The sequence below is a fragment of the Clavibacter capsici genome, from assembly GCF_001280205.1.
In the GTDB taxonomy this organism is placed as follows: Bacteria; Actinomycetota; Actinomycetes; order Actinomycetales; family Microbacteriaceae; genus Clavibacter; species Clavibacter capsici.
The window spans coordinates 1,305,510-1,318,585 of the sequence record NZ_CP012573.1 but is presented as its reverse complement, the minus strand read 5'-3'; the positions used below and the strand labels follow the sequence as shown (position 1 = coordinate 1,318,585).

Below are 13,076 nucleotides of genomic sequence, written 5' to 3'. Positions count from 1 at the left end.
GGATCCCCCGGCGTCACTCCCCCGCGTCGCGCGCCTCGAGCGCGGACTCGAGGCGCTCGAGCTTGCCCGTCAGCTCGCCCTGGTAGCCCGGGCGGATGTCGGCCTTGAGCACCAGCGAGACGCGCGTGCCGAAGGGCGCGACCGCCTCGGTCGCCCGCCGGACGACGTCGAAGACCTCGTCCCAGTCGCCCTCGATCGTGGTGAACATCGCGTCCGTGCGGTTCGGCAGGCCGGACGCGCGGACGACGGCGACGGCCGCCGCGACGGCGTCGTGCACGGAGGCGTCGGGCGCGTCGCCCCCGCTGGGGGCGACGGAGAAGGCGACGAGCATGGGGACCCCCGGGGATCGACGGCGGCGGTGCTCCGGGCGGGTGCCCGGCCGGTGCCGGCTGTGCGACCAGGGTACCCACGGCACCGACCCTGTGGACGGCCGCCCTCGCCGGCTCCGCGATGCGGCGAGACTCCTCGGGTACTTGAGAGTTCAAAGGACGGGCGGGCCGTGGCGCGGCCGCCCACCGCATCCAGCGCATCGGAGGAGCAGCACCATGGACAAGAAGACCAAGATCACCATCGGGATCGCGACCGGCGTGGTCGTGCTCGTGGGCGCGTTCGCCGTGTTCGGCGGCCCGATCTACAAGCAGCTGGCCGGCACGCCGGACGCGGCGCCCACCCTCGCGGCGGCCGCGGCGGGCGGCTCGCTCGGCGACCTGTCCGGCGACTGGACGGTCGGCGGGTCCTCGTACGCGGGCTACCGCGTCGACGAGGTCCTGAACGGCACGCCCGTCACGGTGGACGGTCGCACGGACGCCGTCACGGGCGGCATCACGGTCGAGGGGTCGCAGGTCACGAAGGGCACGATGACGGTCGACGTGACGAAGATCCACACCGACCAGCCGCCCCGCGACGCCTACTTCCAGGGCGAGGCGATGAAGACGGCCGACTTCCCGACCGCGACCTTCACGCTCACGCAGCCGATCGCGGCCGACGGCGTCGAGGCCGGTGTGCCGGCGACCTACGAGGTGACCGGCGACCTCACGCTGCACGGCGTGACGAAGAGCGTGACCGCGACGATGCAGGCGTCCTTCACGTCCGACGGCGGCCAGATCGTGGGCTCCATCCCGATCACGTTCCAGGACTTCGGCGTGCAGGCGCCGAGCCTCGGCTTCGTGACCGTGGAGGACCACGGCTCGGTCGAGTTCTCGCTCGACGTGGCGAAGGCCTAGCCTTCCAGGCCACCTTCCAGCGTCTCCCGCACGGCCCTCGGCATCGCCTCAGCGACGTCGAGGGCCGTGATCGGTCCGCCGCCGGACGCGAGGCCGCCCGCGCGGCCGTGCAGCCAGGCCGCGGCGGCCGCGACGCGCGCGACCTCGGCGAGCGGATCCGCCGCGTCGGCCACCCGGGCGGACGCCCCGGCGAGCAGCGCGCCGAGCACGCCGCCCAGCACGTCGCCCGACCCCGCCGTCGCGAGCCACGGCGTCCCGGCGCGCACCGCGATGCGCGTCCCGCCGCCGACGACCAGCGTCGTCGCGCCCTTGAGCAGCACGCACACGCCGAGCTCCCGTGCCGCGCGCTCCGCCCACTCCGGCGCATCCGCGGCGATGCCCTCCGCCGGGACGTGGATCCCCGCGCCGTCCAGCAGCCGCGACAGCTCGCGGAAGTGCGGCGTGACGACGACCGGCCCGGTCGCGCGTCCCACGAGGTCGAGCGCGCCCGCGTCGACGACCGACGGCAGGCCCTGCCCCAGCGCGTCCGCGATCGCGTCGGTCGCGGCGTCGTCGCGGTGCGCCTGGTCCATGCCGGATCCGACGAGCCACGCCTGCACGCGCCCGTCGGCCGTGACCGCCTCCGGCCGCCGCGCGAGCACCGACGCGGAGGCGCCCGCGGGGCCGAGGTAGCGGATCATGCCGACGCCCGTGCGCGCCGCGGCCTCCACGCCGAGCACGGCCGCGCCCGGGTAGCGGTCGGAGCCCGTGCGGACGCCGAGCACGCCGCGCGTGTACTTGTCGTCGTCGTCGCGCGGGAGCCGGATCGCCTGCCGCGTCCGCTCCTCGTCCTGCCGGATCCAGCCCTCGGGCACCTGGTCGTCGCGCGCGTCGCTCATCCCCTCACGATAGGCGGGAGGGAATGCGACGGCCGCGCCGGGCCTTGGGACCATGAGGCCGCCGTCGCCCTCCGCCCGTCCCCGTGCGCCGCGCCTCCCACCCGGATCCGCGCCGCCGCCCGCCTGGAAGGATCCCCATGACCACGTCCCCGCTCTTCGAGCCGATCACCGTCCGCGGCGTCACCGCGCGCAACCGCATCTGGGTCGCGCCCATGTGCCAGTACAGCATCGACGCGCGCGACGGCGTCCCCGGCGCCTGGCACCTCGCGCACCTCGGCTCGTTCGCGCGCGGCGGCGCCGGCCTCGTGATGGCGGAGGCCACGGGCGTCAGCCCCGAGGCGCGCATCACGCCCGAGGACACCGGCATCTGGGACGACGCGCAGCGGGACGCGTGGAAGCCGATCGTCGACTTCATCCACGAGATGGGCGCGGTCGCCGCGATCCAGCTGGCGCACGCCGGCCGCAAGGCCTCCACCTACTCGTTCTCCGGCCGCGGCACCATGCCCGCCGAGGAGGGCGGCTGGGAGACCGTCGCCCCGTCGGCCGAGCCGTTCCCCGGCTACGGCACGCCCACCGCGCTCGACGCCGACGGGATCCGGAAGGTCGTCGACGACTTCGCCCGGGCCGCCCGCCGCTCGGTGGACGCCGGCTTCGACGTGCTCGAGCTCCACGCCGCGCACGGCTACCTCCTGCACCAGTTCCTCTCGCCGCTCAGCAACCACCGCGACGACGAGTTCGGCGGCAGCCTGGAGGACCGGGCGCGCCTCCTGCTCCAGGTGATCGACGCGGTGCGCGCCGAGGTCCCCGACGTGCCGCTCCTCGTGCGCTTCTCCGCGACCGACTGGGCCGGCGACGCCGGTTGGGACGAGCAGCAGACCGCGACCGTGGCCGGCTGGGCGGCCGAGCACGGCGCCGACTTCTTCGACATCTCCACGGGCGGCAACACGACGGGCGTCACGATCCCCGTCGCACCCGGCTACCAGGTGCCCTTCGCCGAGTACGTGAAGGAGCACGCGAAGGTGGCGCTCAACGCCGTCGGCCTCATCACCGAGCCCGCGCAGGCCGAGGCCGTCGTCGCCGAGGGCCGGGCTGACGCCGTGATGCTCGGTCGCGAGATGCTGCGGGACCCGCACTTCGCGCTCCGGGCCGCGCACGAGCTGAGCGTCGAGATCGACTACTGGCCCAAGCAGTACGACCGGGCGCGCTGGGCGGCCTGACCACCCCGCACGGCCCACGACGGCCCCCCACCCCGCGCGGGTGCCGGGCCGTCGTCGCGTACGGGTCAGATGCGCCGGGTGGCGTCCTGCACCTCGCCGACGAGCTCCTCGATGATGTCCTCGAGGAACAGCACGCCCGTCGTCTCGCCCGCCTCCGTGAAGGCGCGCGCGAGGTGGGCGCCCGAGCGGCGCATCATCGCGAGGGCGTCCTCGAGCTCGGTGCCCTCGAAGACCGAGACGAGCTGGCGGATCCGCTTGGCCGGCACGGGCCGCACGAACTCGTCGGCCTCGTCGAGGTCGATGACGTCCTTGAGGTGGAGGTAGCCCGACGGCTCCCCCGCCTCGTCCACCAGCACGTAGCGCGAGAACCCGTGCCGGGCGACGGCGCGCTCGACGTCGGAGGGCGACGCGGTCTCGGGCAGGCTGACGAGGGCGCGGAGCGGGATCGCGATGTCCTGCACCTTCTTGCCCGTGAACTCGAACGCGGCCGTCAGGGCGCCCGTCCGGTCCTCGAGGACGCCCTCGCGCGTCGACTGGTCGACGATGCCCTGCACCTCGTCGAGGGTGAACGCGCTCGCGGCCTCGTCCTTCGGCTCCACCTTGGCGAGGCGCAGCACGGCGTTCGAGATCGCGTTCAGCGCCACGATGAGCGGCTTCACCACCCGGGCGATGCCCACGAGGGGCGGCGCCAGCAGCAGCGCCGCGCGGTCAGGCACGGAGAACGAGATGTTCTTCGGCACCATCTCGCCGAGCACGACGTGCAGGAACGACACCAGGAGCAGCGCGATGACGAACGCGATCGTGGAGATCGCCTCCTCGGGCAGTCCGGTGGCGTGCAGCGGGATCTCCAGCAGGTGGTGGATCGCCGGCTCGGACACGTTGAGGATCAGCAGCGAGCACACCGTGATGCCGAGCTGCGTGGTCGCGAGCATGAGCGTCGCGTGCTCCATGGCGTAGAGCGTGACGCGCGCGGCGCGGCTGCCCTCCTCCGCACGCGGCTCGATCTGCGACCGCTTCGCGGAGATGACCGCGAACTCGGCGCCGACGAAGAAGGCGTTGACGGCGAGCAGCACGACGAGCGCGATGATCCCCCCGGCGTACTCACCCACGGGACGGCTCCTTCCTGCTCGCGGCGCGGTCCGCGTCCGCCTGCCTCCCGGCCTCGCGGCCGGCCTGGCGCTCCGCCTGCCGGTCGGCCTGCCGCTCGGCGCGCGTGGTGCCCACGGCGGTGGCGACGGGCTCGGGGAACGGCGTGAACCGGATCCGGTCGATGCGCCGGCCGTCGAGCCGCTCGACCCGCAGCGTGCCCGTCTCGAGCTCCAGCTCGTCGCCCACGACGGGCAGGCGGCCGAGCTCGCTCATGACGAAGCCGGCGGCCGTCTCGTACGGGCCCTCCTCGGGGATCTTGAGGCCCGTGCGCTCGAGGAGCTCGTCGGGCCGCAGCATGCCGGGGAAGGTGAGGGAGTCGCGCGATCGGACGACGCCGGCACGCGTGCGGTCGTGCTCGTCGGCGAGCTCGCCGACCAGCTCCTCCACGAGGTCCTCGAGGGTCGCGACGCCGGCGGTGCCGCCGTACTCGTCGACCACGACGGCCATCTGGAAGCCGCGGCCCCGGAGCTCGCCGAGCAGGTCGTCGAGCTTCATCGTCTCGGGCACGCTGATGGCCTCGGACTGGAGCGCGGTGACCGGCACCTGCGCCCGCTTCTCGCGCGGCACGGCGACGGCCTGCTTCACGTGCACGAGACCGATCACGTCGTCGACGCCGTCGTCCGTGACGGGGAAGCGCGAGTAGCCGGTGGTCATGGCCAGCTCGATCACCGTCTGCGCGCTGTCTGTGCGCTCGACGGACTTCACCCGGAGGCGCGGCGTCATCACGTCGGACGCGGTGAGGTCGGCGAAGCGGAGCGTGCGGCTGAGGAGCATCGCCGTGTCGTCCTCGAGGAGGCCGGCGAGCGCGGAGCGCCGCACCAGCGAGGACAGCTCCTCCGCGGAGCGGGCGCCCGACAGCTCCTCCTTCGGCTCGATGCCGACGAGCCGGAGGATCCCGTTGGCGCTGTTGTTCAGCAGCAGCACCGCGGGCTTGAACACGGTCGTGAACAGCGCCTGGAAGGGGATCACGAGCTTGGCCGTCTCGCGGGGCAGGGCCAGCGCGAAGTTCTTCGGCACGAGCTCGCCGACGATCATCGACAGGAGCGTCGCGACGACGAGCGCCACCACGGTCGACACCGGCGACACGAGCCCCTCGGGCAGGCCCGTGGACGTGACGGGGCCCTCGAGCAGGAGGCTGATCGCCGGCTCCATCGTGTAGCCGGTGAGGAGCGTCGTCAGCGTGATGCCGAGCTGGGCGCTCGAGAGGTGCGTCGAGGTGATGCGCAGGGCGCGGATGGGCGGGCCGAGCCGCTTCTCGCCGCGCTCCTGGCGCTTCTCGAGGTCGGAGCGGTCGAGGTTGACGAGGGCGAACTCGCTGGCCACGAAGAGGCCGGTGCCGAGGGTCAGGACGAGGCCGACGGCGAGGAGGAGCCATTCACTCACCGGAGCGGCTCCCGGGCGCCGGGCGCGCGGCCGGCTTCAGGTCGAGGGCGGCGCGGGGCGGGGGTCTATGAGCAGGAGGGGGGTCGTCCATCGTCCGTCGAGCATACCGGGGCTCACCAGCCGACCGGCAGGGGCTTGCCCTCCTCGTAGCCGGCCGCGGACTGGATCCCGACCGCGGCGCGCTCGGCGAACTCGGCACGGGTGCGCGCCCCGGCGTACGTGAAGGCGCTGCGGACGCCGGACGTGATGGTGTCGAGCAGGTCCTCGATGCCGGGACGCAGCGGGTCGATCCGGATCCGGCTCGTCGAGATCCCCTCGGCGAAGAGGGTCCGGCGCGCGAGCTCGAAGGCCTCGCGCCGGCCGAAGCGCTCCTGCACCGCGCGCGTGGACGCCATGCCCCAGCTCTCCTTGGCGAGCCCGCCGTCGTCGTCGACGAGCAGCCGGCCGGGCGACTCGACGGTGCCCGCGAACCAGGATCCGATCATGACGCTCGCCGCGCCCGCCGCCAGCGCGAGCGCGACGTCCCGCGGGTAGCGCACTCCCCCGTCCGCCCAGACGTGGGCGCCGGCGGCGCGGGCGGCCCCGGCCGTGTCGAGCACGGCGGAGAACTGCGGGCGCCCGACGGCGGTCATCATGCGCGTGGTGCACATGGCACCGGGTCCGACGCCGACCTTGACGATGTCGGCGCCCGCCTCCACGAGGTCCCGCGCGCCCTCGGCGGTCACGACGTTGCCGGCGACGAGCGGCACGCGCGGGTCGAGCGCGCGGACGTCGCGGATCGCCCGGAGCATCGCCTCCTGGTGCCCGTGCGCCGTGTCGAGGACCAGCACGTCGACGCCCGCGGCCAGCAGCGCGCGGGCGCGTCCGACGGGATCGCCGTTCACCCCGACGGCGGCGCCGACCGCGAGGCGCCCGTGCCCGTCCAGGGCGGGCGCGTAGACGGTGGAGCGCAGCGCGCTGCGGCGGCTGAGCGTGCCGACGAGCCGGCCGTGCGCGAGCACGGGCGCGAAGTCGATGCCCGCGGCGTGCATCAGGTCGAAGGCCGCGCGGCCGGTGGGGACGTCGTCGGCGTCGAGGGAGGCGAGGGCGCCGTGCGGCAGGTCGCCGAGGCGGGTGCCGTCGGGCACCCCGGCGAGCTGCGTGCCCTCGAGGCAGCCGACCATCTCCCCGTCGGCGTCGCGCAGCACGATGCCGTGCCCGGCGATCGGCGGGAGCAGCTCGCGCGCCTGGCCCGCGGTCGCGTCCGGCGGCAGCTCGAGCGGGGAGTCGTAGGCGACCGGCTGGTCCTTCACCCGGTGGATCGCGGCGTCCAGCTCCTGCGGGCGGAGGTCCTGCGGGAGGATCCCGATGCCGCCGCGCCGGGCGAGCACCGCGGCGAGCCGGGGCCCGGTGACGGACCCCATGTTGCTCGCGACCACGGGCACCGTGCACGGCGTGCCGTCGCCCGGGGCGAGGTCGACGTCCATGCGGCTGGCGACGTCCGACCGGCCCGGGCTCAGGAACACGTCCGAGTAGGTCAGGTCGTGGGCGGGAGCCTCTCCGGTGAACCTCATGCCCCGACGGTATCCCCGGCGTCCCGGCCCGCGCCAGGGCGCGGTCGGCGCGCCCCTCCGCGCGCCGCTCCCGTCGGCCCGACCGGGGGAAGGTTTAGGCTGGGTGATCGTGGACGCGCGGCACGCGAACGGGCCGCGCGAGGCAGACGACCAACAGCAAGAGAGCGGGCGATCAACTGTGTCGAGCCAGGTGACTGGTACGGGGACCGATGACGGTTCCACGGGCGACTTCGGAGCCAACGAGTGGCTCGTCGACGAGATGTACGAGAGGTTCGTGGTCGACAAGGACTCCGTCGACCGCAGCTGGTGGCCGATCCTGGAGAACTACCACACGACCGTGATCGAGGGCCGCGAGGCGACGCCGGCCACCGGCGACGAGACCGCCGAGGCGCAGATCCCGGATGCGGGGAGCACCTCCGCCCCCGCCGCGACGAACACCGGCGCCCCGGCCGCGACCCCCGCGCCCGACGCCCCCGGACAGCCCGACGCGCAGGCGCAGCAGCCCGCGACCGGCTCGCAGCCGGCGGCGCGCACGACGAGCATCGCCCCCAAGCAGCAGCCGATCCCCGCGCAGGCCCCCGCGAAGGCGCCCGCCAAGAAGGGCGCGGAGCCCACCCCGCCCGGCGAGGACGACGTGACCCCGCTCCGCGGCATGGCCAAGAGCCTCGCGACCAACATGGACGCCTCGCTCACCATCCCCACCGCGACGAGCGTCCGCACGATCCCGGCGAAGCTGATGATCGACAACCGCATCGTCATCAACAACCACCTGAAGCGCGCCCGCGGCGGCAAGGTCTCGTTCACGCACCTCATCGGCTGGGCGCTCATCCAGGCGCTCAAGGAGTTCCCGAGCCAGAACGTGCACTACGACGAGGTGGACGGCAAGCCCAGCGTCGTCTCCCCCGCGCACATCAACCTCGGCATCGCCATCGACATGCCGAAGCCGGACGGCACGCGCGCCCTCCTCGTCCCGAGCATCAAGGGCGCCGAGGCCATGACCTTCGGCGAGTTCCTCTCCGCGTACGAGGACCTGGTGAAGAAGGCGCGATCCAACAAGCTCGCCGCGGGCGACTTCGCCGGCACCACCATCTCGCTCACGAACCCCGGCGGCATCGGCACCGTGCACTCGGTGCCGCGCCTCATGAAGGGCCAGGGCGCCATCATCGGCGCCGGCGCCCTCGAGTACCCGGCCGAGTTCCAGGGCTCCTCCCCCAAGACGCTCGTCGAGCTCGGCATCGGCAAGACCATCACGCTCACGAGCACGTACGACCACCGCGTCATCCAGGGCGCGGGCTCCGGCGAGTTCCTCAAGATCGTGCACGAGCGCCTCATCGGCCAGCACGGCTTCTACGAGGACATCTTCGCGGCGCTGCGCATCCCGTACGACCCCATCCAGTGGGCCACCGACATCAACGTCGACCTCTCGGAGCGGGTCTCCAAGACCAGCCGCGTGCAGGAGCTCATCAACGCGTACCGCGTCCGCGGGCACCTCATGGCGGACATCGACCCGCTCGAGTACCAGCAGCGCACGCACCCGGACCTCGAGATCACGAACCACGGGCTCACCTTCTGGGACCTCGACCGCGAGTTCGTCACCGGCGGCTTCGGCGGCCGCCGCCAGGCGCTCCTCCGCGACGTGCTCGGGATCCTGCGCGACTCCTACTGCCGCACCATCGGCATCGAGTACATGCACATCCAGCAGCCGGACGAGCGCGAGTGGATCCAGGGCAAGGTCGAGCAGCCCTACGCGAAGCCCACGCACGACGAGCAGATGCGCATCCTCTCGAAGCTCAACGAGTCGGAGGCCTTCGAGACGTTCCTGCAGACGAAGTACGTCGGGCAGAAGCGCTTCAGCCTCGAGGGCGGCGAGTCCACCATCTCCCTGCTGGACACGCTCCTCCAGGGGGCGGCCGACCACGGCCTCGACGAGGTCGCCATCGGCATGGCGCACCGCGGCCGCCTCAACGTCCTCACCAACATCGCGGGGAAGAGCTACGGCCAGATCTTCCGCGAGTTCGAGGGCACGCAGGACCCCCGCACGGTCCAGGGATCCGGCGACGTGAAGTACCACCTCGGCACCGAGGGCACCTTCCGGGGCGTCCACGGCGAGGAGATGCCCGTGTACCTCGCGGCCAACCCGTCGCACCTCGAGGCCGTCAACGGCGTGCTCGAGGGCATCGTCCGCGCGAAGCAGGACCGGAAGCCCATCGGCTCGTTCTCGGTGCTGCCGATCCTCGTCCACGGCGACGCCTCGATGGCCGGCCAGGGCGTGGTCTTCGAGACCCTCCAGCTCTCGCAGCTGCGCGCGTACCGCACGGGCGGCACGGTGCACATCGTGATCAACAACCAGGTCGGCTTCACCACGCCGCCGTCGGAGTCCCGCTCGTCGGTCTACTCGACCGACGTCGCGAAGAGCATCCAGGCGCCGATCTTCCACGTGAACGGCGACGACCCGGAGGCCGTGGCCCGCGTGGCGCACCTCGCCTTCGAGTTCCGCCAGCAGTTCAAGAAGGACGTCGTCATCGACCTCGTCTGCTACCGCCGACGCGGCCACAACGAGGGCGACGACCCGTCGATGACGCAGCCGCTCATGTACAACCTCATCGAGGCCAAGCGCTCGGTGCGGAAGCTGTACACGGAGGCGCTGGTCGGCCGCGGCGACATCACGCAGGAGGAGTACGACGCGGCGCAGAAGGACTTCCAGGACCGCCTGGAGCGCGCCTTCGCCGAGACGCACGCGGCGCAGACCTCGTCCATCCCCGTCCAGACGGACGACGCGGGCGCGGTGTCCGACCTCGAGCGCCCCGACTCCCAGCAGGACGACGGCCACGGGGAGCCCGAGACCACGGGCGTGTCCGAGTCCGTCATCCAGGCGGTCGGCGACGCGCACGACAACCCGCCGCAGGGCTTCTCCGTGCACCCGAAGCTGCAGGCGCTCATGCGCAAGCGGCTCGAGATGAGCCGGAGCGGATCCATCGACTGGGCCTTCGGCGAGCTCCTCGCCATCGGCTCGCTGCTGCTGGAGAACACGCCCGTCCGCCTCGCCGGCCAGGACTCGCGCCGCGGCACGTTCGTCCAGCGCCACGCGGTGCTGCACGACCGCGACAACGGCCAGGAGTGGCTGCCCCTCGCGAACCTCAGCGACCGCCAGGCGCGGTTCTGGATCTACGACACGCTGCTGAGCGAGTACGCCGCGATGGGCTTCGAGTACGGCTACTCCGTGGAGCGGCCCGACGCGCTGGTCCTCTGGGAGGCCCAGTTCGGCGACTTCGCCAACGGCGCGCAGACCATCATCGACGAGTTCATCTCCTCGGCCGAGCAGAAGTGGGGCCAGCGCTCGAGCGTCGTGCTGCTGCTGCCGCACGGCTACGAGGGCCAGGGCCCCGACCACTCGTCGGCGCGCATCGAGCGCTTCCTGCAGCTGTGCGCGGAGCAGAACATGACGGTCGCGCGGCCCTCGACGCCCGCGTCGTACTTCCACCTGCTGCGCCGCCAGGCGTACTCGCGGCCCCGCCGCCCGCTCGTGGTCTTCACGCCGAAGGCCATGCTGCGGCTGCGCGGCGCGACGAGCGACATCGAGGCCTTCACCTCGGGCCGCTTCGAGCCGGTGATCGACGACGTCCGCATCCAGGACCGCGGCGCCGTCCGCCGCGTGCTCCTCCACTCGGGCAAGGTGCACTACGACCTGCTCGGCGAGCTGGAGAAGCGCCAGGACACGTCCATCGCCCTCGTGCGGGTCGAGCAGTTCTACCCGTTCCCGGAGGAGCAGGTGCGCCGCGTCGTCGAGTCGTACCCGGACGCCGAGGTGGTCTGGGTGCAGGACGAGCCCGAGAACCAGGGCGCCTGGCCGTTCGTGCACGTGGAGCTCGGCCGGGTCCTGCCCGACCGCCCGGTGCGCGTCGTCTCGCGTCCGGCGGCGGCGTCGCCCGCCGCGGGATCCAGCAAGCGCCACGCCACGGAGCAGACCGACCTGATCGCGCGCGCCACCGCGGAGTGATGCGGTAGGGCGCACCCGCCCGGCACGACGAGAGGCCCGGTCCCCTAGGACCGGGCCTCTCGTCATGCTGCGGGTCAGCCGAGCTTCGAGTAGCGGATGCCGGACGCGTGGTAGCCGCGGCGGGCGTAGAAGCGTGTGACGTTGTCGCGTGCCGCCGCCGAGGTGGCGAGGAACCGCGTGGCGCCGTGCTCGCGCGCCCACGCCTCGTAGTGGCGGATGAGGTCGGAGCCGATGCCCCCGGCCTGCCGTCCCTCGCGGACGACCAGGATGATGAGCTGCGCGATCGGCTCGTCGTCGGCGAGGCCCCACATGAGGTGCCCGCCCGCGAGCCCGGCGATCTCGCCCGCGTCGTCGCGGACCACCCACGTCTCGTGGCCGGCCGCGGCCGTCATGCGGGAGAGACGCGCGGCGACGCGCCCCTCGTCCACCTCGTAGTCGAGCAGGCGGAGCAGCTCGACGATGACGGTCAGATCGGATCCGGACGGCGTCCCGAGGGACTCGATGGCGTTGGTCACGTCCCGAGATTACCGGGAGCCCGCGGCCCCTCGGCTCAGTGGGTGGCCTGGATGGCGCGCAGCTTCTCCATCACCTGCGTGCGCAGGTCCTCGGGAGCCGCCTCCGTGCAGGCGCGGCGCACGGTGTCGCGGAGGACCACGCCGACGCGGTGCTCGCGCGCGCAGTCCGGGCAGTTCGCCATGTGCTCGCGGATGTCGGCGGCGTCCGCCTTGTCGAGCTCGTGGTGCAGGTACTCCTCGAGATCCTTCTTGGCCTTGTCGCAGCCGCAGTCGCTCATTTGGTCGCTCCAGTGAGGTGCGCGGTGGAGATGCCCCGCTCGCGCGCGTAGTCGGAAAGGAGGCCCCGCAGCATCCGGCGGCCGCGGTGCAGGCGGCTCATGACGGTGCCCACGGGGGTCTTCATGATGTCGGCGATCTCCTGGTAGGAGAAGCCCTCGACGTCCGCGAAGTAGACGGCCATCCGGAAGTCCTCCGGGATGGACTGCAGCGCGTCCTTGACGGTGCTGTCCGGCAGGTGGTCGATGGCCTCCGCCTCGGCGGAGCGCGTGGTGGTGGCGGTGGCGGAGGTGGCTCCGCCGAGCTGCCAGTCCTCGAGCTCGTCGATGGTGCCGTTGTACGGGTCCCGCTGCTTCTTGCGGTAGTTGTTGATGAAGGTGTTCGTGAGGATCCGGTACAGCCAGGCCTTGAGGTTCGTGCCCTGCTTGAACTGGTGGAAGGCCGTGTAGGCCTTCACGAACGTCTCCTGCACCAGGTCCTGCGCGTCGGCGGGGTTGCGCGTCATGCGCAGGCCCGCGGCGTAGAGCTGGTCGATGAAGGGGAGCGCCTGCTCCTCGAAGAGCTCGCGGTTGTCGCCGGGCTGGGCCGCGCGCGACTCCTCGACCTCGGCCCGCTCGGCCTCCTGCTGGTCCGCGGCGTCCTCCGTGGACTGCACGACGGCCTCCACGAGCTCCGCGGGCGCCTCCGACGCGGGCTTCGCGTCTCCCCCGGTGGTGTCGGCCGGCGCGTCGTGACTGGTGTTCCTCGAATTGGCCATCAAGGCAGATTCTACGGCGCGCACGAGCTCGGCGGACGGGGCCGCCGGTGCTGTCCTCGTGATCACGGGTCTTCCTTCCCGGCCCGGGATCCGGGCCTGCCGGACGCGTGCCCGGTACTCTGGTGAAC

General features: G+C 72.8%; 11 protein-coding genes. 3 read left to right on the top strand and 8 right to left on the bottom strand.

Annotated elements, in window-relative coordinates; all coding sequences use genetic code 11:
• Positions 1-13: 13 nt before the first annotated feature.
• Positions 14-331 carry a thiamine-binding protein gene (locus AES38_RS06250; RefSeq protein ID WP_053774246.1) on the bottom strand — a complete coding sequence of 106 codons (318 nt, stop codon included), beginning with the start codon at positions 329-331 and terminating at the stop codon, positions 14-16.
• Between the two features lie 214 nt (positions 332-545).
• Between AES38_RS06250 and AES38_RS06245 the strand changes: the two genes are divergently transcribed.
• On the top strand, positions 546-1,223 hold the full coding sequence (locus AES38_RS06245) for a YceI family protein (RefSeq protein ID WP_053774245.1): 678 nt from the start codon (positions 546-548) through the stop codon (positions 1,221-1,223).
• Here AES38_RS06245 and AES38_RS06240 read toward each other — a convergent pair.
• Positions 1,220-2,101 (bottom strand): ADP-dependent NAD(P)H-hydrate dehydratase, encoded by an 882-nt coding sequence (locus AES38_RS06240; RefSeq protein WP_371259392.1) that lies wholly within the window; start codon positions 2,099-2,101, stop codon positions 1,220-1,222. The two genes, AES38_RS06245 and AES38_RS06240, sit on opposite strands and share 4 nt — an antisense overlap.
• A gap of 137 nt (positions 2,102-2,238) precedes the next feature.
• Here AES38_RS06240 and AES38_RS06235 point away from each other — a divergent pair, with 137 nt between their 5' ends.
• Entirely contained in the window at positions 2,239-3,318 is a 1,080-nt protein-coding gene (locus AES38_RS06235) for an NADH:flavin oxidoreductase/NADH oxidase (RefSeq protein WP_053774243.1), read from the top strand.
• A gap of 65 nt (positions 3,319-3,383) precedes the next feature.
• On the opposite strand, the gene AES38_RS06230 is transcribed toward AES38_RS06235, so the two are convergent.
• From AES38_RS06230 to guaB1, 3 genes are all read right to left on the bottom strand, one after another.
• A complete protein-coding gene (locus AES38_RS06230; protein WP_053774242.1) occupies positions 3,384-4,427 on the bottom strand; it encodes a hemolysin family protein in 1,044 nt (347 codons plus the stop codon).
• Positions 4,420-5,850 carry a hemolysin family protein gene (locus AES38_RS06225; protein WP_053774241.1) on the bottom strand — a complete coding sequence of 477 codons (1,431 nt, stop codon included), beginning with the start codon at positions 5,848-5,850 and terminating at the stop codon, positions 4,420-4,422. The genes AES38_RS06230 and AES38_RS06225 overlap by 8 nt, the downstream gene beginning before the upstream one ends.
• A 113-nt stretch (positions 5,851-5,963) precedes the next feature.
• On the bottom strand, positions 5,964-7,403 hold the full coding sequence (guaB1, locus tag AES38_RS06220; protein ID WP_053774240.1) for a GMP reductase: 1,440 nt from the start codon (positions 7,401-7,403) through the stop codon (positions 5,964-5,966).
• Between the two features lie 178 nt (positions 7,404-7,581).
• On the opposite strand from guaB1, the gene AES38_RS06215 reads away from it, so the two are divergent.
• Positions 7,582-11,400, top strand: a complete 3,819-nt coding sequence (locus tag AES38_RS06215) for a multifunctional oxoglutarate decarboxylase/oxoglutarate dehydrogenase thiamine pyrophosphate-binding subunit/dihydrolipoyllysine-residue succinyltransferase subunit (RefSeq protein WP_053774239.1) — start codon at positions 7,582-7,584, stop codon at positions 11,398-11,400.
• Between the two features lie 74 nt (positions 11,401-11,474).
• Here AES38_RS06215 and AES38_RS06210 read toward each other — a convergent pair whose 3' ends face one another.
• Genes AES38_RS06210 through AES38_RS06200 form a run of 3 tightly spaced genes read right to left on the bottom strand, consistent with a single transcriptional unit; the run spans position 11,475 to position 12,846 of the window.
• On the bottom strand, positions 11,475-11,915 hold the full coding sequence (locus tag AES38_RS06210) for a GNAT family N-acetyltransferase (protein WP_053774238.1): 441 nt from the start codon (positions 11,913-11,915) through the stop codon (positions 11,475-11,477).
• Between the two features lie 35 nt (positions 11,916-11,950).
• Positions 11,951-12,193, bottom strand: a complete 243-nt coding sequence (gene rsrA, locus AES38_RS06205) for a mycothiol system anti-sigma-R factor (RefSeq protein WP_015490009.1) — start codon at positions 12,191-12,193, stop codon at positions 11,951-11,953.
• On the bottom strand, positions 12,190-12,846 hold the full coding sequence (locus AES38_RS06200; RefSeq protein WP_053775700.1) for a sigma-70 family RNA polymerase sigma factor: 657 nt from the start codon (positions 12,844-12,846) through the stop codon (positions 12,190-12,192). Before AES38_RS06200 ends, rsrA begins: the two co-directional genes overlap by 4 nt.
• Positions 12,847-13,076 lie beyond the last annotated feature (230 nt).

Bases quoted from the DNA above. Each gene is read 5' to 3' on its own strand.
- AES38_RS06250 (WP_053774246.1), bottom strand. From the start codon at position 331: ATGCTCGTCGCCTTCTCCGTCGCCCCCAGCGGGGGCGACGCGCCCGAC.
- AES38_RS06245 (WP_053774245.1), top strand. From the start codon at position 546: ATGGACAAGAAGACCAAGATCACCATCGGGATCGCGACCGGCGTGGTC.
- AES38_RS06240 (WP_371259392.1), bottom strand. From the start codon at position 2,101: ATGAGCGACGCGCGCGACGACCAGGTGCCCGAGGGCTGGATCCGGCAG.
- AES38_RS06235 (WP_053774243.1), top strand. From the start codon at position 2,239: ATGACCACGTCCCCGCTCTTCGAGCCGATCACCGTCCGCGGCGTCACC.
- guaB1 (WP_053774240.1), bottom strand. From the start codon at position 7,403: ATGAGGTTCACCGGAGAGGCTCCCGCCCACGACCTGACCTACTCGGAC.
- rsrA (WP_015490009.1), bottom strand. From the start codon at position 12,193: ATGAGCGACTGCGGCTGCGACAAGGCCAAGAAGGATCTCGAGGAGTAC.